Source organism: Litorivita sp. NS0012-18 (assembly GCF_040371945.1).
Classification (GTDB): domain Bacteria; phylum Pseudomonadota; class Alphaproteobacteria; order Rhodobacterales; family Rhodobacteraceae; genus Litorivita.
On sequence record NZ_BAABWS010000003.1, the window covers coordinates 84,914 to 108,120 of the forward strand.

The 23,207-nt window shown below is 61.5% G+C and carries 18 protein-coding genes; 7 read left to right on the top strand and 11 right to left on the bottom strand.

Annotation, left to right across the window (positions count from 1 at the left end; translation table 11 throughout):
* Positions 1–161: 161 nt before the first annotated feature.
* The 8 genes from ABWV64_RS13445 to mutM all read right to left on the bottom strand — a co-directional run bounded on the left by ABWV64_RS13445 (position 162) and on the right by mutM (position 10,334).
* Positions 162–782, bottom strand: a complete 621-nt coding sequence (locus ABWV64_RS13445; RefSeq protein WP_353346117.1) for a LysE family translocator — start codon at positions 780–782, stop codon at positions 162–164.
* Positions 779–1,894: a DNA replication/repair protein RecF gene (gene recF, locus ABWV64_RS13450; protein ID WP_353346119.1), complete on the bottom strand. Its 1,116-nt coding sequence runs from the start codon at positions 1,892–1,894 to the stop codon at positions 779–781. Before recF ends, ABWV64_RS13445 begins: the two co-directional genes overlap by 4 nt.
* Positions 1,895–1,971: 77 nt before the next feature.
* On the bottom strand, positions 1,972–3,090 hold the full coding sequence (gene dnaN, locus ABWV64_RS13455; RefSeq protein ID WP_353346121.1) for a DNA polymerase III subunit beta: 1,119 nt from the start codon (positions 3,088–3,090) through the stop codon (positions 1,972–1,974).
* 197 nt (positions 3,091–3,287) lie between these two features.
* Positions 3,288–4,697, bottom strand: coding sequence for a chromosomal replication initiator protein DnaA (gene dnaA / locus ABWV64_RS13460; protein ID WP_353346123.1), 1,410 nt, complete (start codon positions 4,695–4,697; stop codon positions 3,288–3,290).
* Between the two features lie 582 nt (positions 4,698–5,279).
* Complete coding sequence (gene rpsT, locus ABWV64_RS13465; protein ID WP_353346125.1) at positions 5,280–5,543, bottom strand: 30S ribosomal protein S20; 264 nt, start codon at positions 5,541–5,543, stop codon at positions 5,280–5,282.
* A gap of 216 nt (positions 5,544–5,759) precedes the next feature.
* Positions 5,760–8,534: an outer membrane protein assembly factor BamB family protein gene (locus ABWV64_RS13470; protein ID WP_353346127.1), complete on the bottom strand. Its 2,775-nt coding sequence runs from the start codon at positions 8,532–8,534 to the stop codon at positions 5,760–5,762.
* A gap of 95 nt (positions 8,535–8,629) precedes the next feature.
* Positions 8,630–9,406 carry an enoyl-CoA hydratase gene (locus tag ABWV64_RS13475; RefSeq protein ID WP_353346129.1) on the bottom strand — a complete coding sequence of 259 codons (777 nt, stop codon included), beginning with the start codon at positions 9,404–9,406 and terminating at the stop codon, positions 8,630–8,632.
* Between the two features lie 76 nt (positions 9,407–9,482).
* Positions 9,483–10,334: a bifunctional DNA-formamidopyrimidine glycosylase/DNA-(apurinic or apyrimidinic site) lyase gene (gene mutM, locus ABWV64_RS13480; RefSeq protein ID WP_353346131.1), complete on the bottom strand. Its 852-nt coding sequence runs from the start codon at positions 10,332–10,334 to the stop codon at positions 9,483–9,485.
* A gap of 133 nt (positions 10,335–10,467) precedes the next feature.
* On the opposite strand from mutM, the gene ubiE reads away from it, so the two are divergent.
* The 7 genes from ubiE (at position 10,468) to ABWV64_RS13515 (ending at position 20,368) form a co-directional block, all read left to right on the top strand.
* A complete protein-coding gene (ubiE, locus tag ABWV64_RS13485; RefSeq protein ID WP_353346133.1) occupies positions 10,468–11,211 on the top strand; it encodes a bifunctional demethylmenaquinone methyltransferase/2-methoxy-6-polyprenyl-1,4-benzoquinol methylase UbiE in 744 nt (247 codons plus the stop codon).
* On the top strand, positions 11,212–12,762 hold the full coding sequence (ubiB, locus tag ABWV64_RS13490) for a 2-polyprenylphenol 6-hydroxylase (RefSeq protein ID WP_353346135.1): 1,551 nt from the start codon (positions 11,212–11,214) through the stop codon (positions 12,760–12,762). It abuts the gene before it with no gap.
* Between the two features lie 144 nt (positions 12,763–12,906).
* A complete protein-coding gene (locus tag ABWV64_RS13495; RefSeq protein WP_353346137.1) occupies positions 12,907–15,006 on the top strand; it encodes a YjbH domain-containing protein in 2,100 nt (699 codons plus the stop codon).
* A 32-nt stretch (positions 15,007–15,038) separates the two neighbouring features.
* Positions 15,039–15,737, top strand: coding sequence for a YjbF family lipoprotein (locus tag ABWV64_RS13500; RefSeq protein WP_353346139.1), 699 nt, complete (start codon positions 15,039–15,041; stop codon positions 15,735–15,737).
* A 263-nt stretch (positions 15,738–16,000) separates the two neighbouring features.
* The gene (locus ABWV64_RS13505) at positions 16,001–18,100 is read left to right on the top strand and encodes a 3-hydroxyacyl-CoA dehydrogenase NAD-binding domain-containing protein (RefSeq protein ID WP_353346141.1); all 2,100 of its coding nucleotides are present in this window, start codon (positions 16,001–16,003) and stop codon (positions 18,098–18,100) included.
* A gap of 3 nt (positions 18,101–18,103) precedes the next feature.
* A complete protein-coding gene (locus ABWV64_RS13510; protein ID WP_353346143.1) occupies positions 18,104–19,294 on the top strand; it encodes an acyl-CoA dehydrogenase family protein in 1,191 nt (396 codons plus the stop codon).
* Between the two features lie 3 nt (positions 19,295–19,297).
* A complete protein-coding gene (locus ABWV64_RS13515) occupies positions 19,298–20,368 on the top strand; it encodes an acyl-CoA dehydrogenase family protein (RefSeq protein WP_353346145.1) in 1,071 nt (356 codons plus the stop codon).
* A gap of 166 nt (positions 20,369–20,534) precedes the next feature.
* On the opposite strand, the gene ABWV64_RS13520 is transcribed toward ABWV64_RS13515, so the two are convergent.
* The 3 genes from ABWV64_RS13520 to ABWV64_RS13530 form a co-directional block, all read right to left on the bottom strand.
* Complete coding sequence (locus ABWV64_RS13520) at positions 20,535–21,563, bottom strand: NADP-dependent oxidoreductase (RefSeq protein WP_353346147.1); 1,029 nt, start codon at positions 21,561–21,563, stop codon at positions 20,535–20,537.
* Positions 21,564–21,671: 108 nt separating this feature from the next.
* Entirely contained in the window at positions 21,672–22,085 is a 414-nt protein-coding gene (locus ABWV64_RS13525) for a PaaI family thioesterase (protein WP_353346149.1), read from the bottom strand.
* A 74-nt stretch (positions 22,086–22,159) separates the two neighbouring features.
* Complete coding sequence (locus tag ABWV64_RS13530) at positions 22,160–23,194, bottom strand: phosphotransferase family protein (protein ID WP_353346151.1); 1,035 nt, start codon at positions 23,192–23,194, stop codon at positions 22,160–22,162.
* Positions 23,195–23,207 lie beyond the last annotated feature (13 nt).

Consider the following 23,207-nt stretch of genomic DNA (forward strand, 5'->3'; position numbering starts at 1 on the left):
GGCGGATTTATACCCATTTCTGGGGGCAATGTCACGTCTTCGACACAATATTTAGGGGTAAAACGGCGTGATTGCGCGCTGTGATCGTCGCAAGCGCGTGGCGGGCAAAACACCACTGGCGGCGCGGGTGGGCAGGGGGCGCAAACCGCACCAAAACCGGATCACGCGAAGGGGATGATCACCGCCACGCAAAGCATCAAAGCCCCCGCGACAAGGTTCGTGCGCCGCAAGGCTTTGGCCGAGGTCATCGCGCCGCGCACCTTGCCGATCACCGCCGCCATGACCAGATTGCCCAGCAAGGGCACCGCCGCCGAAATCGCGCAGATCGCGGCAATATCCGCGCCGGTGATCGCGGTCAGATCAAAGAACCCCGGCAAGAGGCCCATGTAGAAAAGGATCGCTTTGGGGTTGCCGAAGATCACCGCCAGTCCGGCGATAAACCCCGCCCATTTCCCCGGACGGGTCAAACGGCTGTCGGAGGTGATGGTTTTATCGGCATTGCGGATCAGCATCACGCCCATAAAGAGGAACATCAAGGCCGCGACATAGCGCAGCGCCTCCATCACCCACCCGTAGGTGCCGACCACCCAAGACACGCCCAGAACCGCCAAAAACGGCCAGATCACATCGCCCACCACCACGCCAAGCGCCAAGGGCCACGCCGCATGAAAGCCCCCCGACAAGGCCCGCGCCCCAAGCGCCAACCACACCGGACCAGGTGTCATGAACAGCACGAAAAGCGCGCCTGCATAAAGCAAAAGATCGGCAAAACTCAGGGTCATGCGGGCGACTGTGCCGCCGAAATCTTCGAGACGCCAGCCTCTTCTGTCACTTCGATGGATTGGGCGCGCCCTGCGAGGTCTTCGAATTGCTCGGCGCCGGTGCCGGTCATCCACGCCTGCGCCCCCAGCGCGCAAATCTCGTCATATAGCGCGCGGCGGCGGCTTTCGTCCAGATGCGCGGCCACCTCATCGAGCAGCAAAAGCGGCGGCGCGCCGAAATCGCGGGCAATGGCGCGGGCATTGGCAAGGATCAACGAGACCAAAAGCGCCTTTTGCTCGCCGGTGGAGCAATCGCGCGCCGCCACGCCTTTGGCGCTATAGGTGCCCAGCAAATCGGCGCGGTGCGGCCCGATCAAGGTCCGCCCCGCATAAAGATCCTGCCGCCGTCCCTCGGCCAACGCGGCGGCATAGTCTTCGGCGCTTTGGGGCATGTCGCCCTCGCTTTGCACCAATTCCAGATCCGCCTGCGGAAAGGCGGTTTGCGCATCGGCCTGCGCCTCGGCAACGCGGGCCAAGGCCTGTTTGCGGGCGGCATGGATCGCCGCGCCCGCGGTCGCCATCTGCGCCTCAAGCGCGCCATACCAATGGGCATCGCGCTGTTGGTCCTTCAAAAGGCGGTTGCGCTCGCGCATGGCTTTTTCAAAGGTCAGCGAGGCCTCGGCATGATCGGGCCGAAAGCTCAGCGTGATCCGGTCCAAAAACCGTCGCCGCCCCTCGGCCCCTTCGATCCAAAGACGGTCCATCGCCGGCACCAGCCACAGCACCCGCGCGATACGGCCCAAGGTGACTTGCGGTGCGGTCTTGCCGTCAATCCGCAGTTGGCGCGCGCCGCCCGCTTCGGCCCATATCTCGATCTCGTGCATCTGGTGCAAGGAGCGCAAAATTCCGGTGATTTTCCACCCCAAGGCCTCGGGCCTGCGCGCCATCTCCTGCGCCGAGGCGCGGCGCAATCCGCGACCGGGGGAAAACAGCGACACCGCCTCAAGCACATTGGTTTTACCCGCGCCATTGGGACCGTAAAGCACGACAGGGCGGCCATCGCTTTCGATCCGCCCGTGGTGATGCGAGCGAAAATGCGACAGGGTCAATTGGGTGAGGGCGAGTTTGGACATGGGATCAGATCAAATGCAAAGCGGCGGCGCGGGGGGTGCCCGCAGCCGCCGCCAATACCGTCAGGCGCAAGCGCCCGTCAAACCCGCATCGGCATGACGACATAAACCGCCGAGGTGTCATTGCCTTCGCGCATCAAGGTCGGATCGCCCGCCGAGTTAAAGAGGAACACGGCGTTTTCGCGGTCCACTTGGCTGGCGATTTCCAGAAGGTATTTCGCGTTGAAACCGATCTCCAAACGCTCGTCGCCGTAAGCCACGGCCAATTCCTCTTCGGCCGCGCCGCTGTCGGGGGCATTGACCGACAGGACCAAACGGTCCTCGTCGAGCGACAGCTTCACCGCGCGCGAACGCTCGGAGGAGACGGTCGCCACACGGTCCACCGCATTGGCGAAATCCTTGGCGTCGACTTCGAGCTTGCGCGTGTTGCCTTGCGGAATGACGCGGGTGTAATCGGGGAAGGTCCCGTCGATCACCTTGGAGGTCAGCGTGATATCGGGCGTGGCAAAGCGCACTTTGGTTTCCGACACCGAGACGGCGATCTTCATGTCATCATCGTCCAGCAATTTGCGCAACTCGCCCACGGTCTTGCGCGGCACGATCACGCCGGCCATATCCGCCGCGCCCTCGGGCAAATCCGCATCAATGCGCGCCAAACGGTGACCGTCGGTCGCAACGCAGCGCAAAACCTTGCCGCCATCGGCGTCCGAGACATGCATATAGACACCGTTGAGGTAATAGCGCGTCTCTTCCGTCGAAATCGCGAACTTCGATTTGTCAAAGAGGCGGCGCAATACCGGCGCGGGGCAGGAGAAATTCGAGCTGTATTCCGACGAGGCCATCACCGGAAAATCTTCTTTTGGCAATGTGGCGAGGTTGAAATTCGACCGGCCCGCTTCGACCGTCAGGCGGCCAGCGGCGGCATCATCGGTCAATGTGACCATCGCGCCATCGGGCAGCTTGCGCACGATTTCATGCAGCATCACCGCCGAAACGGTCGTTGCACCGGCGCGTTCGACCATGGCGTCGGCCTTGTCCACCACTTCGATGTCGAGATCCGTGGCACGGAAATTTACCGTATTGCCTTCGGCTTCGATCAACACATTGGCGAGGATCGGAATGGTATTGCGGCGCTCGACGACTGATTGCGCTTGTGACACCGCCTTGAGCAGGCTTGCGCGTTCGATGCTGAGTTTCATATCCCTCGCTCCTATCCGAGTCCCCTCTTGAGGACGGGAGGGTGAGGTTACCCCAATCCCCCTCATGCTCAAGTGTTTTTTGTTGTTTTCCGTTGTATTTTCGGGGGCGTCAAGGGCAGGGGCCATAGCATAGGGCCGCCAATGCGGTTGCACGGCGGCCCTATGGTAATTTTGCCATCAATCGCGGCGCGCGGCGCCTAGGCTTCGAGCGTGCGGCGCAGCAATTCGAGGTCTTCGGCGATTTGACCGTCCGAGACGCGCAATTCCTCGATGCGTTTGACGCCGTGCATGACCGTGGTGTGATCGCGCCCGCCGAAACGGCGGCCAATCTCGGGCAAGCTGCGCGAGGTGAGCTGCTTGGCCAGATACATCGCCACCTGACGCGGGCGGGCAAAGTTGCGCACCCGTTTGGGGCCAATCATATCGGACAGGCGGATGTTGTAATGCTCGGACACGCGGCGCTGGATTTCCTCGACGGTGATCTTGCGCTCGGAGGCGCGCAGCACATCGGCAAGGCAATCTTGGGTCAGTTCCATCGTGATTTCGCGGCCCACGAGAGAGGCAAAGGCGAAGAGGCGGGTCAAAGCCCCCTCAAGCACGCGCACATTGGTCGAAATGCGATGCGCAAGAAATTCCAGAACCCCATCCGCCATCACCAGATCGGGATATTGCAGGCGGAAGCTTTCGGTTTTGGATTGCAAGATGCCAAGGCGCAATTCGTAATCCGTCGGATGCAGATCAACCACCAGACCGCATTGCAGGCGCGATTTGATCCGCTCTTCGAGGTCCTTGATTTCACCCGGAGCGCGGTCGGCGGAAATGATGATCTGTTTGTTTTGATCGACCAGCGCGTTGAACGTGTGGAAAAATTCTTCTTGGGTGCTGTCCTTGCCGGCGATGAATTGCACGTCATCAACCATAAGCACATCGACCGACCGGAAGAGCGATTTGAAATCCATCATCTTGCGCTCGCGCAGGGCCTGCACAAAGCGATACATGAATTGTTCAGCCGACAGATAGACCACGTTGAGGTCGGGGCGGCGCTCTTGCAATTCCCACGCGATGGCATGCATCAGGTGGGTTTTCCCAAGGCCGACGCCGCCGTAAAGGAAGAGCGGATTGAAGGTCACAGGGCCGCCTTCGGCCACGCGTTTGGCCGCCGCATGGGCCAATTCGTTCGGCTTGCCGACAACGAAGCTGTCGAAGGTAAAACGCTCGTCCAAAGGCGCGGCGGGCAAAAGATCGCGGCCCGTATCGCGGGCTGCATCACGTCCATTCTCGCGCGCCGTCGCGGCGGCGGGCGCCCCAGCAGGGCGCGCGGCGTTGCCATTGGCGGGTTTTGCCGCCGACGGGCGCTGCGCCGTATTGGCGGGCACGCTAAAGCACACGCGCCGCACATCCGCGCCCGCATTGGTCATCTGATGCAAGATCAGGTCACCAAAATTTTGTTTTACATAGTTGCCAAGAAACGTTGTCGGCACGTGGAAGGTGGCCACGCCCTCGTTAATCTCGGAAAATTCGAGCGGCTCAATCCAGTTGGTGAAGTTATTACGTCCAACTGTCTTAAGCAGATTTTGTTTCAGCTCGCCCCATTGTTCTTGTGTCATCCGTCCCCGATCCACAGCAGAATTTTGTCCCAAGTCAGTCACCCCAAAAGTAAAATTCGAAAGCCTCCCACAGCTCTCGTCACATAAGAAGCCAGCGCACAAACCAACCAACCCCATTGCCGAGGGCAATGAGCGATAGAGTCCGGTCTGGACTAGCAAGCGCCGCGGTAAACGATGGTTCCCCAGCATCAGGACAGGCCCCCGATGCTCCATGCGTTAAGGCCGCGAAGCAATCTTGATCCGAAGGACGCGGGGTAATCCCCTCACGATCGGCATTCCGAAATCTCGGCAAGGCCCGTTGCGTGGTCCGTTCGTCTCAAGGCGACGTGAATCGCAAGACCGAAACTAGCAAGTCGTATGGGAGGGCGGCAACTGATCTTCGACCTTGACTCGGGTTTTGCGAAAAAGAATCTCTTTTACGTGAAAATACGCTCTGGGGAGTCAACTTTTATTGCTGCAAACGCGAAAAAGGCGCCCCTTGTGAGGGCGCCTTTTTTATCAGGTATTTAAGCTGTCCGGCGGGTCAAAACATGACTTGCATCAGGGCGCAGCAACGCGCCCGCGCGCCGGAGTGCCTAATGCTTAGCCGATTGCTTTGACGCGGGCCGAGAGGCGCGACATTTTGCGTGCGACGGTGTTCTTGTGGAAGATACCTTTGGTCACGCCGCGCATCAGTTCGGGCTGTGCTGCGCGCAAGGCGGCGGTCGCGGCGTCCTTGTCGCCCGAGGCGATGGCTTCCTCAACTTTGCGCAAATAGGTGCGGACGCGCGAACGGCGTGCTTTGTTGATTTGGAAACGCTTTTCGTTCTGACGGGCGCGTTTTTTTGCTTGGGGCGAATTAGCCATGGTGATCAGACCTTTTATTTTGGTTCGGTGTCTCTTGCGAGGCGAATGTGTAACGCAGAGCACCCTTCGCGACCGGATCTCTCCCGTCGGACTGATTCTAGCCTAAGCGGGCTCCACGCGCATGTATGGAGGCGGCATATAGCGGCTTTGGCGGCCGATGCAAAGCCAAAAACGCTTTGCTGCGCTGCGCCCCCTCATGGGGCGCAGCGCAGGTGATCAATTGACGCGGTTGCAGCTGAAATCCTTCTGGATATCCGTGCCAAGCATACGGGCCGTGACAAAGCCGCCCTGACGGCTGATTCCGATCACCGTATAGGTCGCATCGCCGATCCCGAAAAACCCGCCGCCCTTCACCGTGAACCGTTTGCCAGGCGCGACGTGATCACAGGCGGTGTTGCGGCGCGGCTGGCTGCGGGCTTGGGCCTGCGCGCGCGCACGCGCCTCGGCCTCTCTCGCGCGCGCTTCGGCGGCGCGGGCACGGGCATCTGCGGCCTCACGGGCGGCTTTGGCCTCGCGTTGAGCGGCGGCGCGGGCTTTGCTCGCTTGCTCGGCAGCGCGGCGCTCTGCCTCGGCCTTCTCGGCGTTGGCCTTGGCAATCGCGGCCTGCGCGGCGGCAAGGGCGGCTTCGCTTTCGGCCTGTTTTTGCTCCATCACTTCCATATCGTTCAGCGCGGTCAAACGATTGGCCGCATCAATCGCCAGATCATCCTCGGGGAAGCGGTTCATCACTTCGGTATAGAGCCTCTTGGCGCGGGGGCGGTCCTTGGCCGAATCGAACTTGACCGCCGCGAAATAGAGCTTGCGGGGGCTGTCGGTTTCCATCGCGACGGCCATGTCGCAATCGGCGCCGGTGTCCTTTGTGCCAAAGCGCGGCGCAAGCTCGCGCACCACGGCGCAATCCTTGGTTTCGACGGCGGCGAGGAAACGGGCCTGCGCGGCCGCCCGTTCGACACGCTCGCGGCATTTGGTTTCCTTGAACGCCGATCCATGGCCCTCACTGGCGCGGATCGCGGCGGCCTCGTCGCATTGCAGCGCCTCCAAAGCCGCCTCATAGCGCGCGGCGGTCTCGCGTTTGGACTTTGCCTCGGCGCAATCGGTTTTGCGGTCGGGCGCGCGCAATTCACCCACCCGCGCCTCATAGGCGTCGCAGCTGCCATCAGCGTAAAGCGCCCCGACCTCGCGCCGCAGCGCGCGGTATTTGTCGGCCACATCCTTTTTCGCCGCAGCGATGGCCGCGACGCGTTGGTTGGCGGCGGTTTTGGCACTATAGGGCACGTCCTTGAGCCGCTTGTAGCTCTCATAGCTGCGCGCCCAAGTCTCCAGCCCGCCCTTCTCTTCGACATGGCTGATCATCGCGCCCCCATCGCCAAGGTATTCGGTGCTGATCCGCCAGCCGCCTTTGACCGTGGGGTAGGTTTCGCTCACCTCAAGGCTTGGCCGTTTGAGAAACACCTGCCGGTCCTTGCCTGACAGGTAGAGTTCCGGACGGCTGGGATGCATCGCCATCACATAGGTGGTGCCGGTGCCGGATTTGAGGCTCTTGTCGATCTGCGCGCTATCGGCGCTCTCGCCGCTGGTTCCGGTGGCGATGGTCCCATCCTTATAAAGCGCATAGAAGCGGCTGCCGTCATCCTCGAAGCGCAGGTTGTAAACGCCATTGTCCTCGGCGGCGGCGGGGGCGTCTTTGACGGGGGTCATTTGGTCCAAGGCATCGGTGCGGCCCATGGCCAAAAGGCCCTTATCGGTGCCGATCAACACATGCCCCGCGCGCGAGACGGCGATATCGGCAATGCGTGAGGGGGCGGCCTGTGCGCTGTGCAATTGCGCGCCGGTCGCGCCGTCAAACACCGTTACGACACCCTCGTTATCGGCGACGTAGAGCCTGCCATCAGGGCCAAAGGCCAATTCGCTAAACGGCGTGTCGCCCGCGCGCGCATGCGTCCATCTTTCAAGGCCGGTCTCGACATCCAAGACCCAGACATCGCCCTTATAGGTGCCTGCCAGAGCCTTGCCATCGGCGGAAAACGCCATGTCGCGCGCAAAGGCCGGATAGGTGTCGATCTTGCTGCGCGCGGCGACGTCATAGATTTCGATGCTGCCTTGCTTGCTGCGGTTGACGGCGGCGGCGGTGCGGCCCTGCGGGTCCACCAGAACCATATGGTAGGGATCGCGCGACAGCCGCTCCAACTGGCGCGGTCCGGGCGGCGGCAGGTCTGCTTTGACCATATAGACCAATTCGGAGGTTGCGCTGCCCTTGGCGGGGCGGTGCCAGCGGATTTTGCCGTCCTGCACTTTGGGGGCGTAGCAGCCGTTGAGATTGGTCACCCCGCCTTCAGATTTGGGAAAGGTCATGCAAACCTCGCCTGACTTGATCCGATAACTCCCGCTTGCCTGTTTTCCCGTGCCCAAGGTGAAAAGCATCGTGCCGTCCGGATCGAAATAAACGCTCCACGCCGCGCCATCCCTGAGCGAGCGACCCACGACCACATATCCGGGCCATTTGGCCAGATCGGCGACAAAGCTGGCTTGATCCACGCTTTTGCGTCCCGCGTGGGAATAAACCATCTGCGACGAGCCGACCCGCTCGCCCTTGGTGGCCTTTTCATAGACGGTTTTGCCGTCTTTGGTCTTGAGGTTGACGGTCATCCAATCGGTGCCGCGACCGAGGGATGCGGCGCGTTTGCACACTTTGTCGTTGGGCCGGTCCTTGTTCAGACCCTTGAAACAAATGATCCGGCGCGAGATTTTTTCCCATGTCGCGCTGGCGGTTTTGCCCGAAGAAAAGGTGAAAAACACGCTCTTGTCACGGCCCAGATAAAGGCTCCAAGTTTTCGAGCTGTCGCGCGTGATGCCCACCGTGGTGCGCCCGATCATCTTGTTCAAGGTCAGCCCATCGGCGTTGTATTTATAATCTTTGTCAGGCTCGGCAACGGCAAGGGCAGGGGCGGCGATAAGGCAAAGGGCGGCGGCGGTCCGGCGGATGAAATTCATTAGGCTCACTTCAAAAAAGAATGGTCCGGCAGGTTTACACGCTTGCCGGACCAAATCAATCTTGTTCGGGTCCTATGCCGCGACCCGATGGGGCGCTATTTGTCGCGGAACTGCGCGGCGCGCTTTTCCATAAAGGCGCTCATGCCTTCCTTTTGGTCCTCGGTCGCAAACAGCGAATGGAACACGCGGCGTTCGAACAACAGCCCTTCGCGCAATGTGGTCTCATAGGCGCGGTTCACCGCCTCTTTGACCACCATCACCGAAATCATGGATTTCTCGGCGATTTTCGCCGCCGCGCCCATGGCCTCTTCCATCAGTTTCTTGCACGGCACAACGCGGCTGACGAGGCCGGAGCGTTCGGCCTCTTCGGCGTCCATAAAGCGGCCCGTGAGGTTCATATCCATGGCTTTGGATTTGCCGACAAGGCGCGTGAGGCGCTGCGTGCCGCCGATGCCCGCAACCACGCCGAGGTTGATTTCCGGCTGGCCGAATTTCGCGGTGTCCGAACAGATGATGAAATCGCACATCATCGCCAATTCGCACCCGCCGCCAAGCGCATAGCCCGACACAGCAGCGATGATCGGCTTGCGCACGCGCATGATCTGGTCGGTTTCGGGGGTAAAGAGATCACCGGCAAAAACGTCGACAAAGCTCTGCTCGCTCATCATCTTGATGTCGGCGCCCGCGGCAAAGGCTTTCTCCGATCCGGTGATCACGATGCAGCGCACTTTGTCATTGGCCTGCGCCTCGGTCAGCGCCGTGGCCAATTCGCTCATCAATTGAGCGTTCAGGGCATTCATCGCATCCGGCCGGTTCAGTTTCACAAGCGCAATGTGATCCGCGACGTCGACGATGATGGTTTCATAAGCCATGAGGATGCTCGATGTTGTTTCAGGTAGAGATGACTCCTGACCCATTCGGCGGCTTGGTTCAAGGTTTTCTTGCGCGCTACCGCTGACAGGCGGGACAATAGAACGAAGAGCGGCCAGATTGGACAATCCGGCGCACCAATTTACCGCATCCCTCGCTGCGGCAGGGCTCGCCCTCGCGGCCATAGACGTCGAAACTGTGCTGGAAGTAGCCCAATTCGCCGGAGGCTTGGCGAAAATCCTTGAGGCTGGAGCCGCCTGCGGCAATCGCATCGCCCAAAACCTCGCGGATGATCGGCACGAGGGATTCGATTCGGCGCTTGGACAGGCTTGCGGCCTTACGGGTGGGGTTGATGCCCGCGCGAAACAGCGCCTCGCAGACATAGATATTGCCCAATCCGGCGACGATCTTTTGGTCCAGAAGCGCCGATTTGATCGGCATGGCGCGCCCCTTGAGGGCGGCCACCAGATAGGCCTCGTGAAAGCTGTTGCCCAAAGGCTCCGGCCCGATCGAAGCGAGCAGTTTATGCGCCTCGGCCTCGGCGGTGGGCAACAGGTCCATCGCGCCGAAACGGCGCGGATCATTGAAGGTCACCCGCGCGCCGTTCTCCATGTGAAACACCACATGGTCGTGTTTTTCAGGCATCGGATGCGTATGGGCAAAAACGCCCAAAGGATCGCCCGATACGGTCATCCGCCCCGACATGCCCAGATGGACGAGCAAGGTCTCGCCGCTGTCCAGATCCGCCAATATGTATTTCGACCGTCGCCGCAGGGTGGTGACACGCACTCCCGTCAACCGCTCTGCCATCCGGTCGGGAAAGGGCCACCGCAGCCCCGCGCGGTTCACATCCGTGCGGGTGATCACCACGCCCTCCATCGCGGGGATAAGGCCGCTGCGGACGGTTTCGACCTCGGGCAATTCGGGCATCTGTCTCTCCGGCGGCGCACATTGGCGCGGCATTGTGGTCAAAGGGGCGCATTGCAGCGGGCGGCAAGCGCCCTATAAGGAAACACGACAGAAGCGAAGTGCAAGGCCCAAGCGGGCCGCGAAGGCGGAAAACATGGACGACAAGACCACACATTTCGGATTTGAGACCGTGCCCGAGGCTGAAAAGGCGGGGCGTGTGCAGGGGGTCTTTGGATCGGTCGCGTCGAAATACGATGTGATGAATGATGTCATGTCGATGGGCATCCACCGCATCTGGAAAGACGCGATGATGGATTGGCTCGCCCCGCGCAAGGGGCAACGATTGCTCGATGTGGCGGGCGGCACGGGCGATATCTCCTTCCGGTTTCTGGCCCGCGCGGGCGAGGCGCATAGCACGGTTCTCGACCTCACCGAACCGATGCTCATCGAGGGGCGCAAACGCGCCGAGGCCGAAAAAATGGCCTCCAGCCTCGATTGGGTCGTCGGTGATGCCATGGCTTTGCCCTTCGAGGACAACACATTTGACGTCTATACAATCAGCTTCGGCATCCGCAACGTGACCCGCCCGCAAGAGGCGCTGAACGAGGCGTTTCGCGTGCTCAAACCTGGCGGGCGGTTGATGGTTCTGGAGTTCAGCCAGTTGCCCAATGCGGCGATGCAAAAGGCCTATGACGCCTACTCCTTTAACGTCATCCCGCGCATGGGAAAATTGATCGCCAATGACGCCGACAGCTATCAATACCTCGTGGAATCGATCCGCAATTTCCCCGATCAAGAGACCTTCTTGCAGATGGTGAAAGAGGCGGGCTTCGAAAACGCCTCTTACCGCAACCTGTCGCTCGGCATTGCCGCGCTGCATTCGGGGTGGAAGATTTAAATGCGCGGTCCGCATAATATCTGGCGGCTGATCCGCACCGGCGCGACGCTGGAGCGCACCGGCGCGATGAAGCAGCTTCTCGATGCCTATGAGGCCCCCGCTTTGGTGCGCATGGCGCTGCGCGGTCTGGCATGGCCGTTCCAATGGCTTGGCGATAAGGGCGATGCGGCCTTCCCGCCGATCCCGCGCGCGCTGCAGGCCCTCGGCCCCGCCTATATCAAATTCGGGCAGATCATCTCGACCCGCCCCGATCTGGTGGGGGATAATCTGGCGGCAGAGCTGCGCGTGTTGCAAGACCGTTTGCCGCCCTTTGACATGGCCCGCGCCCGCGCGGCGGTCGAGGCCGAAACCGGCCGCCCGCTTGAAGAGGTCTTTGATGATTTCAGCGATCCGGTCGCGGCGGCCTCGATCGCGCAGGTGCATCGCGGCACTTTGAAGGACACCGGCGAGGACGTGGCGATCAAGGTCCTGCGCCCCGATATCGCCCGCGCCTTCCGGCGCGATATCGATGCCTTCTACCTTGCGGCCAATACCATCGAATTTCTTTCGCCCGCCTCGCGCCGTTTACGCCCGACCGAGGTCATCGACCATTTCGCGGGGGTCGTGGCCGGCGAGCTGGACTTGCGGCTCGAGGCGGCATCGGCCTCCGAATTTGCCGCCAATACGGAACATGACGAAGGCTTTGAATTGCCCCGCGTCAATTGGAACCTGTCGGGCCGGTCGGTCATGGTGATGACATGGGCCGAAGGCACGGCGCTGGGCGATAATGCGGCGCTGGATGGGGCGGGCCACGACCGCGCGGCCCTGTCAAAACGCGTGCTGCAACTCTTCCTCAGCCATGCGCTGCGCGACGGGTTTTTCCATGCGGACATGCACCAAGGCAACCTCAAGGTCGCGCCCTCGGGCAATATCATCGCCTATGATTTCGGCATCATGGGCCATATCGACGAATACACCCGCCGCGTTTATGCCGAAATCCTCTACGGCTTTATCAAACGCGACTACATGCGCGTCGCGCAGGTGCATTTCGAGGCGGGCTATGTCCCCGCCGACCGCGATGTCGATGAATTTGCCCGCGCCCTGCGCGCCGTGGGCGAGCCGATTTTCGGCATGGATGCGACCCGCATTTCCATGGGCAAACTGCTCAGCTACCTCTTCGAGGTGACCGAACGTTTCGGCATGGAAACGCGCACCGAGCTGATTTTGCTGCAACGCACCATGGTGGTGGTCGAAGGCGTCGCGCGCAGCCTTGATCCGCAAATGAACATCTGGGAAGTCGCCAAACCCGTGGTCGAGGATTACATCAAACAAAGCCTCGGCCCGCGCGCCTTGGCCCGTGATCTCAAAAAAACCGCGCAGGTATTGGCGCGCTTTGGCCCGCGCCTTCCGGCCTTGGTCGAAGCCGCCCTGATCCGCCAAGCCGAACCGCCGCGCCCTGCACCCGCGCCATCGGCTTTGCGCCCGCTGGCGTGGGGCGCGGGCGGCGCGGTGATCGGTGCTGCGGCCGTCGCGGCCCTATCGGCGAGCGGCGTTTTGGGCGCGATTTTCTGATCTTATGGCGGCGCATATTTGCGACACATGGGCAAATTGCCGTGGCGGCGGGCCGACGCACCCTGTTCACAGCGCCGATTGAGCGTTACTCTGCGCAAAAGGCGGGCCATAACCGTCCTGTAGACATCCGAGGTGGAGAAGCCGTTGTCCCGACTGTCCAAATTGCTTTGCGGCACCTGTTCGGTGGTGCTTATGGCTGCGGCAAGCCCGCAGGCCGAGACGCTGACCACCAGCTCGTTCAACATGTATGGCGGGCCGGGCGGCTTGATCGACATGCCGACGGCAGAGATGGCGCCCGATGCGCAATTCACCTCGACCATCGGATATTTCGCCGACACCACCCGCGTCACGCTGAGCTTTCAAATCGCGCCGCGCCTGAGCGGCAGTTTTCGCTATAGCGCGGTGAATGGCCTCAATATTCCGGGCTATACGCTGCCGACTTACTATGACCGCAGCTTCGATTTGCGCTATCAATTCCTCGATGAAGGCACCTATCGCCCCGCCATGGCCGTGGGCCTGCGCGATTTCATTGGCACGGGGCTTTACGGCTCTGAATATCTTGTGGCGACCAAAAGCCTTGGCGACAAATGGCGCGTGACCGGCGGCCTTGGTTGGGGCCGTTTGGGCAGCGCCGGAAGCTTTGCCAGCACCGGCACCCGCCCGACCGGATTTTTGGGCCGCGGCGGCTTGCCCAGCCTGAACAAGTTTTTCCGCGGCGATGTGGCGGCCTTTGGCGGTGTGACGTACCAACATAGTGACAAGTTGCGCTTCAAGCTCGAATACTCCTCCGACGCCTATGCCCAAGAGGCCGGTGACGGGCTTTTGACCCGCGACAGCGCGATCAATTTCGGCGCGGAATATGCCTTTGCCCAAGGCGCGCAATTGGGCGTCTATGCGATGCATGGCGGCGAGGTTGCGGCGATGGTCTCTTTTGCCACCAACCCCAAACTCGCCCCCGTTCCGGGAAGCTCGGACGTTGCGCCTTTGGCGGTTCTGCCGCGCGGTAAAAGCGCCCGTGATCTGGGATGGACCGCCGATCCCGCCGCGCCAAGCCAGACCGTTGCCAACCTCAAGACCTTGATCGAATTCGAAGGTCTGCGGCTCGAATCCTACAAGCTGACCGGCACCTCGGTGCGCCTTGTGGTGCGCAATCCGCGCTTCGAGGCCGGATCGCAGCTTTTGGGCCGCGTGGCGCGCGGCGCAACCCGCGCCTTGCCCGCCTCGGTCGAGACCATCACCGTGGTCCAAACCAGCCATGGCGTCCCGCTGAGCAGCGCAACCTTCCAGCGTTCGGATCTGGAGAAATACGAATACGCCCCCGCCGAGGTCATGTATGACCGTATGGTGCTGACGGACGGCGCGGATGCATTGGAGGGCACCGTGGCGATGCCTGATGCCTATCCGCGTTTTGAATGGGCGCTCACCCCCTATGTCAGCCTGTCGATGTTCGACCCCGAAAGCCCCGTGCGCGCCGATGCGGGGCTCAAGCTGAGCGGCGATTACCATATCGCCTCGGGTTGGGTCGCTTCGGGCGAGATCACCGCCAAACTGGCGGGCAACCGCGACGATCTCAAACCAAGCACAAGCACCGGCCTGCCTTTGGTGCGCTCCGATTTCGCCGAATATTCGCGCGGGCAAAAGATCGCGATGCCGAACCTGACGCTGACCCATTACGGTCGCCTTGGCGACAACCTCTATAGCCGCGTGACCGCAGGCTATCTGGAGCAAGGCTTTGCGGGCGTCTCTGGTGAAGTTTTGTGGAAGCCGGTGGACAGCCGCCTCGCGCTGGGCGCAGAGGTGAATTATGTCGCCAAACGCGCCTATGACAACGCCTTCGGTTTGCAGGACTATACTGTCGCCACGGGCCATGGTTCGGTCTATTACGATCTGGGCAAAGGCTATCACGCGCAGGTCGACGCGGGCCGTTATCTGGCGGGGGATTGGGGCGCGACCATCGCCATCGACCGCGAATTTGCCAACGGCTGGAAGGTCGGGGCCTATGCGACCAAAACCAATATCTCGGCGGCGCAATTCGGCGAAGGCTCCTTTGACAAGGGCATCCGCTTTACCATGCCGCTGGCTTGGGCTTTGGGCACCTCGACACGGGCGAAAACATCGGCCTCGGTTGCCTCTTTGACCCGCGACGGCGGCGCGCGCCTGCGGGTGCAAGGGCGGCTTTATGAACAGGTGCGCGGGGCGCATCGCCCTGAAATGGCGAAAAGCTGGGGGAAATTCTGGCGATGAGACAGGGGCGCGCAACGGCGATGGTTACGGGTATGACGACGGGCATGGCGACGGGGATCAAACCGGCAATCTTGAGTGCGGCGCTGGCCGCGATGATGGCCCTTGCGGGCTGCGGCAACGCGCCGGACCGTGCCAAGGCGAATAAGGCGCTGGCTCAAGGCGTGCTGCAATCGGTGGGGCTTGGCGCCAAACCCGCCCCTGCGCCCAGCGAGGCGGCGCAAGTGGCCGGTGCTATGGCCGAAAAATCCGGCGATCTGCGCATGGTGCGCATCGCCGTGCGCAACGTGGCCGCCGTGGTCTATCCGGTGCAGGAAAACCAAGGCGTGCGGCTTTGGGCCTCTGCCGATCAACGCGGGTTCTATTTTCGCAGCGGCGTTTTGGTCGCCACGCGCGGGCTGGGCGGCGATTTGATGCAGGCCGATGTCGGCCCGAGCCTTGCGCTGGTTCGGGCGCGCAAGAGCGGCAGCGCGCAGCGGGTGCACCGCTATCTGACCGGCGACAACCAAACCGATCTGCGCCGCCTGACCTGCACCATCGCACCACTGGGCCGCGAGGCGGTGCAATATGCCGCCATGTCGGCGCAGACCGTGAAAATGCGCGAGACCTGTGAGGGCGGGCAAACCCGCTTTGAAAACCTCTATTGGGTCACGGGGGCGGGAAAGATCGTGCGCTCAAAGCAATGGCAAGGCGATCTGGGCGGGATGATCGAGTTTATCGATATCCGCAATTGATCGGCGGGGCGGGGGAATCGCTTCGTGGTGTTTTGGGCCGTGCCATGGCCCGATGTCGGGCGGGCGGGGCCATGCCCCAAGGTGACGCAAACTAACGCCCCGTCATGCGCTAATTTTGCACAGCAAAATTCAATTCCATTTATTGACCCCTCGCTCTGGCCGCTCTAACTTACCCGTCGACAAGGGGGGAGGACCGGCAGACGCACATGCGCCTGCGGGCTTTCCCATGCACGCAGACTTCAGCAATGGGACACCGCAGGCAGATGGCCGATATCACCCAAGTAAATGACCAAATCTCGATCGAACGCGAAGGCGATGTTGCCCTCGTGTGCATCAATTTCCCGCCCGTGAACGCGACCGGCATCGGCGTGCGCCAAGGCCTGTGCGATGCGATTGCGCAGTTGAACAGCGAAGGCAGCGCCAAGGCGATTGGCATTTACGCCGCAGGCCGCACCTTTGTCGCGGGTGCTGATATCACCGAATTTGGCAAACCGCCGCTCAGCCCCTCATTGCCCGATACGCTCAATGTGATCGAGGCCTCGGATATCCCCGTGATCTGCGTGCTGCATGGCACGACCTTGGGCGGCGGTTTGGAATTGGCCCTTTCGGCCCATGCGCGCATCGCGCTTGAAGGCACGCGCATCGGTCTGCCCGAAGTCCTGCTTGGCCTTTTGCCAGGCGCGGGCGGGACGCAGCGTTTGCCGCGTCTGGCGGGCATGCCCTTTACCCTCGATATCGCCCTGTCGGGCCGTCAGGTCGGCGCGAAAGAGGCGCTGGAAAAAGGCGCCATTGATCGCATCGCTTCGGGCGATCCGCGCGAAGTGGCCCTTGCCGCCGCGCAAGAGGTGATTGCGGGCACATTGCCGACCCGCCGCACTCGCGATCTGGACGCCGAGCTGGACCAAGCGGCCATCGACGGCACCCGCGCCATGCTCAAGAAAAAGCAAGCGCACCTTGTCTCGCCGCACCTCATCGTGGACGCGGTCGAACAATCCACCGGCGATCTCGACGCGGGTCTCAAATTCGAGCGCGACAGCTTTATGGCCTGTATCAACACCCCGCAGCGCGCCGGTTTGATCCATGCCTTCTTTGGCGAACGCGCCGTTTCGAACATCCCCGAAGCCAAAGGCCCCACCCGCGAGATCGCCAAGATCGGCGTCATCGGCGGCGGCACCATGGGATCGGGCATCGCCACCTCCTGCCTGATTGCAGGATACGCCGTGCGCCTCATCGAAGTGGCGCAAGACGGGCTGGACCGCGGCATGGCGACCATCACCAAAAACCTCGAAGGCGCGGTCAGCCGCGGCAAGATGTCGGCCGAGGCGCGCGATGCGGCTCTGGCGCGTTTGCAGCCTTCGCTTGGTCTGGACGAGTTGGCCGATGTGGACCTCGTGATCGAGGCCGTGTTCGAGAAGATGGAAGTCAAAAAAGACATCTTCGGCAAGCTCGACACCATTTGCAAAAAAGGCGCGATCCTTGCGTCGAACACCTCCTATCTGGACGTGAACGAGATCGCCGATTGCACCTCGCGCCCCGGTGATGTGATCGGGCTGCACTTCTTCTCGCCCGCGCATGTGATGCGTTTGCTGGAGATCGTCCAAGGCGCGAAAACCGATGCGGATGTTCTGGCCTCGGGCTTTGCCTTGGCCAAAAAGCTCAAGAAAGTCGGCGTCTTGGCGCAGGTGTGCGACGGCTTTATCGGCAACCGCATTTTGGCGCATTACTCCAAAACCGCCTCTTATCTGGTGCTCGACGGGGCCAGCCCGCAAGACGTCGACAACGCGCTTGAAGGCTTCGGTTTCGCCATGGGCCCGCATAAGGTCGGGGATCTGGCCGGTCTCGACATCGGTTGGATGACCCGCAAACGCAAAGCCGATACGCGCGACCCGAATGAGCGCTACGCCGGCGATGTGGCCGACAAGATTTGCGAAGAGGGCTGGTTTGGCCGCAAAACGGGGCGCGGCTACTACGTTTATGACGCCGGTGCCCCCGTGCCAAACGAGGCGATTGCCGGATTCATCGACGCCGTGCGCGCCGAAAAAGGCATCACGCCCAAAGCCTTTACCAATGAGGATATCGTTGATCGCTACATGACGGCGATGATCGTCGAAGCCACCCGCGTGGTGGAGGACGGCACCGCAAAACGCCCTGTCGATGTCGATATGGTGTTTCTCTTCGGCTACGGCTTCCCGCGGTTCCGCGGCGGCCCGCTCCATTATGCCGACACGATCGGTGCGAGCGAGCTTGTCTCGCGCATCGAAGCCTACGCGAAAGAAGACCCGAACTATTGGCAGGTGCCGGACCTATTGCGGAAGATGGCCGCGGATGGCACCAGTTTTGCAGACCTGAACAAGGAGGCCTGATCTATGGATCTGAATTTTACCCAAGAGGAGCGCGATTTCCGTGAGGAAGTGCGCAGCTATCTGGCAGAGAACCTGCCGGCGCATATCTCGGACGCGGTGCGTTCGGGCGGCGAGCTGACCAAGGAAATGACCGAGGAATGGCACGCTATCCTCAACCGCAAGGGCTGGCTTGCGACGATCTGGCCCGTAGAACACGGCGGCCCCGGTTGGACGCCGGTGGAAAAATACATCTTCGAGGATGAATGCTGCAAAGCCTATGCGCCGCGCATCGTGCCTTTCGGCCTGTCGATGCTTGGGCCGGTGCTGATCAAATTCGGCAACGACGAGCAAAAGAAAACCATCTTGCCGCGCATCCTTGATGGGACGGATTGGTGGTGTCAGGGCTATTCCGAACCGGGCGCCGGATCGGACCTTGCCTCGCTCAAAACCCGCGCGGTGCGCGATGGCGACGAATGGGTGATCAACGGTCAAAAGACATGGACCACCCTTGGCCAGCACGCCGATAAAATCTTCTGCCTGTGCCGCACCGATCCGGATGCGAAAAAACAGCAAGAAGGCATTTCCTTCATCCTCGTCGATATGGATGCCCCTGGTGTGGAACTGCGCCCGATCAAATTGATCGAAGGCGGCCATGAGGTGAACGAGGTCTTCTTTACCGATGTGCGCGTGCCCATCACCAACCTTGTCGGCGAAGAGAACAAAGGCTGGACCATCGCGAAATACCTGCTGACGCACGAGCGCACAGGCATTGCCGGTGTCGGCTTCTCGATGCAGGCCCTCGAAGAGGTCAAAGCCCTGTCGCGCAAAATGATGCGCAACGGCAAGCCTTTGGCACAAGACCCGCTGTTTTCAGCGCGCATCGCGCAGGCCGAGATCGACCTTGAGGCGATGAAGCTGACCAACCTGCGCATGCTCTTCAAAGCGCAACAACAAGGCGCACCAGGTCCCGAAACCTCGATCCTCAAGATCAAGGGCACGGTGATCAACCAAGAGCTCAAAGACCTCGCGCGCCGTGCGCTCGGCCCCGTGGCCGCGCCCTTCCCCGGCCATATCACCGATGGCAACATCATGTTCGGCCCCGAAGACACGGCCTATAACGCCGCGCGTTATTTCAACAACCGCAAGACCTCGATTTTCGGTGGATCCAACGAGATCCAGCGCAACATCCTGACCAAGACTATGCTGGAGCTTTGACCTATGGATTTCTCTCTCACTGAAGATCGCCGCATGCTGCAAGATAGCCTGACGCGCTATCTGACCGAGCAATACCCCGTCGAGCACCGCAACAAGGTCGCCTATGACCTGCCGTGCCATGACGAAGCGAAATGGGGCGAGTTGGCCGAATTGGGCGCGCTGTTTGCGCTGGCCCCCGAAGAGGCGGGCGGCTTTGGCGGCACCGGTTTCGACATCTCGGTCGTGTTCGAAGCCTTGGGCCGCGGCATCACCTCCGAGCCGGTGCTCGGCGCCCTGATGGCCTCGCGCCTGATGACAGCGGCAGGCGCAGACCAAGAAGCGCTGCTCGCAGGGGCGACAAAATACGCCGTCGCGATCAGCGAGATCGAAGCGCCCTACGAGCTTGATTATATCGCCACCACGGCCTCCGGCTCGGGCGATAGCGTCACGCTCTCGGGCCGCAAATCCGCCGTCTATGGCGGTCAGGTGGCCGATGTCTTCCTCGTCGCGGCGAAAAACGGCGACAAGCTGGGTGTCTACGAGGTGCAAGCCTCGGATGCGCAGGTCGTCGGCTATGCGATGATGGACGGCGGCGGCGCGGCCGAATTGATGCTCGACGGCACACCGGCGAAACTGCTGATCGAAGACGGCGCCGCGGCGCTGCAAGACGCGATCAACGCAGGCATCGTCGCGCTGTGCGCCGAGGCCGTTGGCGCGATGGATGTGATCCACGACTACACGGTGGATTACCTCAAGCAGCGCAAGCAATTCGGCGTTGTCATCGGCAAATTCCAAGTGCTGCAACACCGCGCTGTGGATATGCTGACCGAGATCGAACAGGCCCGTTCCATCGTCATCAAAGCCGCCGCTGAACTCGGCGGTCCCGATGCGACGCGCTATGCATCGATGGCGAAAAACATGATCGGCCGCGCCGCGCGCCTGAACGCCGAAGAGGCGATCCAGATGCACGGCGGGATTGCGATGACATGGGAATATCCCGTCTCGCATTACGCCAAGCGCCTGATCATGCTCGACCACCAATTGGGCGACACCGATTTCCACCTCGCCCGCGTGGCCGCAGAAATCGCCGCCTGATCCTTGACCGGATGAGCATTGAAAAAGGCGCCGCTGATCGCGGCGCCTTTTTACTTTTATGCCTTCGGCGAGGATATTTTTGGAACCTGCAAGGCGCGAGCGTCCGGCTTTGCAGGTTCTGTAAATATCCCCGCCGGAGGCTCCTGTCCGCGCAGCGCGCGCGGATCTAGCCGACCTTGACGATCTGCTTGCCAAGGTTCTTGCCCTTGAGCAGCCCCATAAAGGCGGCGGGGGCGTTCTCCAGACCCTCGGCAATGTCCTCGATATGGGCGATCTCGCCCGAGCCGACTTTCGGGCCGACCTCTTTCATGAATTCGCCAAAGCGGCTGACGTGATCGGTTTGCAAAAGGCCCTGCACCGTGATGCGGTTGACCAGCACCATGCGCCAGAATTTTTGCAAGGGCATATCGCCGGTTTCGTCCGAGGCGCCGCTATACCATGCGATCATACCGCAGACGATGATACGCCCGTGCAGGTTGATGTTGGGCAAGATGCCGCCCAGCGTCGGCCCGCCGACGTTTTCGAAATAGATATCGACGCCGTTCGGGCAATGCTCGCGCAGGGCGCCGCGCATTTGCTTGGCTGTGGGGAATTCGCGGTGATCGATGCAGGCGTCAAAGCCGAATTTCTCGACCGCGATCTTGCACTTCTGCGCGCCACCCGCGACGCCGATGACGCGCAATCCGGCCTGTTTGGCCAATTGGCCGACCATCGAGCCGACCGGCCCCGTTGCGGCCCCCACGACGAGCGTCTCGCCCGCCTTCATCTTGCCGTAAGCCGTCATGCCCGCCCAAGCGGTGAAGCCGGGCATGCCGAGCACCCCAAGCGCGGTGCGCGGGTCTGCGACGCTCGGGTCAAGCTTGCGCAGGTGGTTTCCGGGCAAACAGCCATGTGTGGCCCAGCCGAACATGCCAAAGCAGTGATCGCCCTCTTTGAATTTCTCGTGGTTGGATTTGAGCACGACCCCCACGGTGCCCGCTTCCATCGTCCCGCCGATCGGCACGGGGTTGGCGTAGGATTTCGCGTCATCCATCCGCCCGCGCATATAGGGGTCGAGCGACATATGCGTCACCCGCACCAGAACCTCACCCTCTTTGGGTTCGGGCATGGGCAGGTCTTCGTAGGAAAAATCCTCGGCAACGGGGTCGCCATCGGGGCGGCGGGCCAAGGCCACGCGGTGCATCATTTCGGTCATGTTGATCCTCCTCTGAATCCGAGGATCATTGTGAAGGGCCAGAAAATATCGGCAAGGGGCAAGCGGCCCGCGCCGCGCTTTCGTCGCGTCACAAACGCGCGCCGCAGCCTAGCCGCGGCTGCGGTATCGAAACACGCCCGTGCCGCTGGCCACTTTGGTGCCCAGCTCGTCCATCACCGTGGCTTCGGCGAAGAATGTCTTGCGCCCGCCGCCGGTGCGCCGCCCTTCGGCGATCAAGAGTTTGCCCTTGGCCTGTCCGACGAAGTTGACGTTGAGCGAGAGGGTCATCGCCAGTTGCGGATTGGCGCGATCGCCGGTGTAGCAGCCGCAAAACCCCATCACCGTATCAAGCATCACCGCATGCACGCCGCCATGCGGGATGCCGTAGCGGTTCATCAAATAAGGCTCCAGCGGCAATTCAAAGCGCGCGTAATCGGGCGACCATGCCTTGATCTCGAACCCGAGGTGCTGTTGCAGCGGGTAGGCCTCTTCGACCAATGCGGGGTCAAGCTCTTGGGTCATGCGGGGGGTCCTTTTCGGGGTGGGGTCAATGAAAAAGGGCGCCGCCAATGCCGCGCCCCTCATGCTCTATTGGATCAGACGGTTTTGGCGGCCGTAAGCCCGTGCGCGGCAAATCGCGGCACCGCCGCGCCCAGTTTGATCGCCCGTTCGGGATTGGAGGCATTGCCGTCCAGCGCACGTTTGTAGACGCCTTGGATAATGCCGCCCATGCGGAACAGCGTGAAGGCCAGATAGAAGCCGAACTTGTCGATCCCGCCAATGCCGCGCCGCGTGCAATAGGCTTCGATAAATTCCTCATCCATCATCAGGCCCTCGGCCTTGCGGTCGATCCCCGCCAATCCGCGCCCTTCGGTTCCCGGAGGCATGCCCCATTGCATGATCACCGCGGCCAGATCGGCGTAGGGGTGCCCCGTGGTGGACAATTCCCAATCCAAGACGGCGGCGCATTTCGATCCCGTGGGTTCAAACAGCATATTGTCGATGCGGTAATCGCCGTGGACCAAGGTGCGTTGGCCGTCGTCTTCGGGGATATTGCCGTCCAGCCATGTGATCAGCTCTTCCATCTCGGGGATGTGGTCGGTTTCCGAGGCGCGGTATTGTTTGGTCCAGCGGTCGATCTGGCGGCGGTAATAATTGCCGTCCGGCCCGTAATCGGACAGCCCGCGCGCCTCCAGATCGACATCGTGGATCGCGGCCAGAACGCGGCCCATCTCGTCGAGGATCGGGCGGCGCTCGCTGGCGGGAATTTCGGGCATGGTGGGCAGGTTGAAATTGCGCCCCTTCACCTCGTCCATGACGTAGAACATCGAGCCGATGACATCATCATCCTCGCATAGGACATGCATTTTGGCGACCGGCACATCCGAGCCTTGCAGCGCCGATTGCACGCGAAACTCGCGGTCGACCGCATGGGCGGATTTGAGCAAGACACCGGGCGGCTTGCGGCGCAGCACATAATTGGCCTTGGGGGTTTTGAGGCGGAAGGTCGGGTTGGATTGCCCGACGTCGAATTTCTCGGCCTCGATCGGGCCTTCAAAGCCCTCCATATTGGCCGAAAGCCATTTGGCCACGGCGTCCGTGTCGAGTTTGGTGGGGTCGCTTTTCGTCATGATCGGCCCTCTT

Coding starts and splice junctions, on each gene's coding strand:
- ABWV64_RS13445 (WP_353346117.1), bottom strand. CDS start 782: ATGACCCTGAGTTTTGCCGATCTTTTGCTTTATGCAGGCGCGCTTTTC.
- recF (WP_353346119.1), bottom strand. CDS start 1,894: ATGTCCAAACTCGCCCTCACCCAATTGACCCTGTCGCATTTTCGCTCG.
- dnaN (WP_353346121.1), bottom strand. CDS start 3,090: ATGAAACTCAGCATCGAACGCGCAAGCCTGCTCAAGGCGGTGTCACAA.
- dnaA (WP_353346123.1), bottom strand. CDS start 4,697: ATGACACAAGAACAATGGGGCGAGCTGAAACAAAATCTGCTTAAGACA.
- rpsT (WP_353346125.1), bottom strand. CDS start 5,543: ATGGCTAATTCGCCCCAAGCAAAAAAACGCGCCCGTCAGAACGAAAAG.
- ABWV64_RS13470 (WP_353346127.1), bottom strand. CDS start 8,534: ATGAATTTCATCCGCCGGACCGCCGCCGCCCTTTGCCTTATCGCCGCC.
- ABWV64_RS13475 (WP_353346129.1), bottom strand. CDS start 9,406: ATGGCTTATGAAACCATCATCGTCGACGTCGCGGATCACATTGCGCTT.
- mutM (WP_353346131.1), bottom strand. CDS start 10,334: ATGCCCGAATTGCCCGAGGTCGAAACCGTCCGCAGCGGCCTTATCCCC.
- ubiE (WP_353346133.1), top strand. CDS start 10,468: ATGGACGACAAGACCACACATTTCGGATTTGAGACCGTGCCCGAGGCT.
- ubiB (WP_353346135.1), top strand. CDS start 11,212: ATGCGCGGTCCGCATAATATCTGGCGGCTGATCCGCACCGGCGCGACG.
- ABWV64_RS13500 (WP_353346139.1), top strand. CDS start 15,039: ATGACGACGGGCATGGCGACGGGGATCAAACCGGCAATCTTGAGTGCG.
- ABWV64_RS13505 (WP_353346141.1), top strand. CDS start 16,001: ATGGCCGATATCACCCAAGTAAATGACCAAATCTCGATCGAACGCGAA.
- ABWV64_RS13510 (WP_353346143.1), top strand. CDS start 18,104: ATGGATCTGAATTTTACCCAAGAGGAGCGCGATTTCCGTGAGGAAGTG.
- ABWV64_RS13515 (WP_353346145.1), top strand. CDS start 19,298: ATGGATTTCTCTCTCACTGAAGATCGCCGCATGCTGCAAGATAGCCTG.
- ABWV64_RS13520 (WP_353346147.1), bottom strand. CDS start 21,563: ATGACCGAAATGATGCACCGCGTGGCCTTGGCCCGCCGCCCCGATGGC.
- ABWV64_RS13525 (WP_353346149.1), bottom strand. CDS start 22,085: ATGACCCAAGAGCTTGACCCCGCATTGGTCGAAGAGGCCTACCCGCTG.
- ABWV64_RS13530 (WP_353346151.1), bottom strand. CDS start 23,194: ATGACGAAAAGCGACCCCACCAAACTCGACACGGACGCCGTGGCCAAA.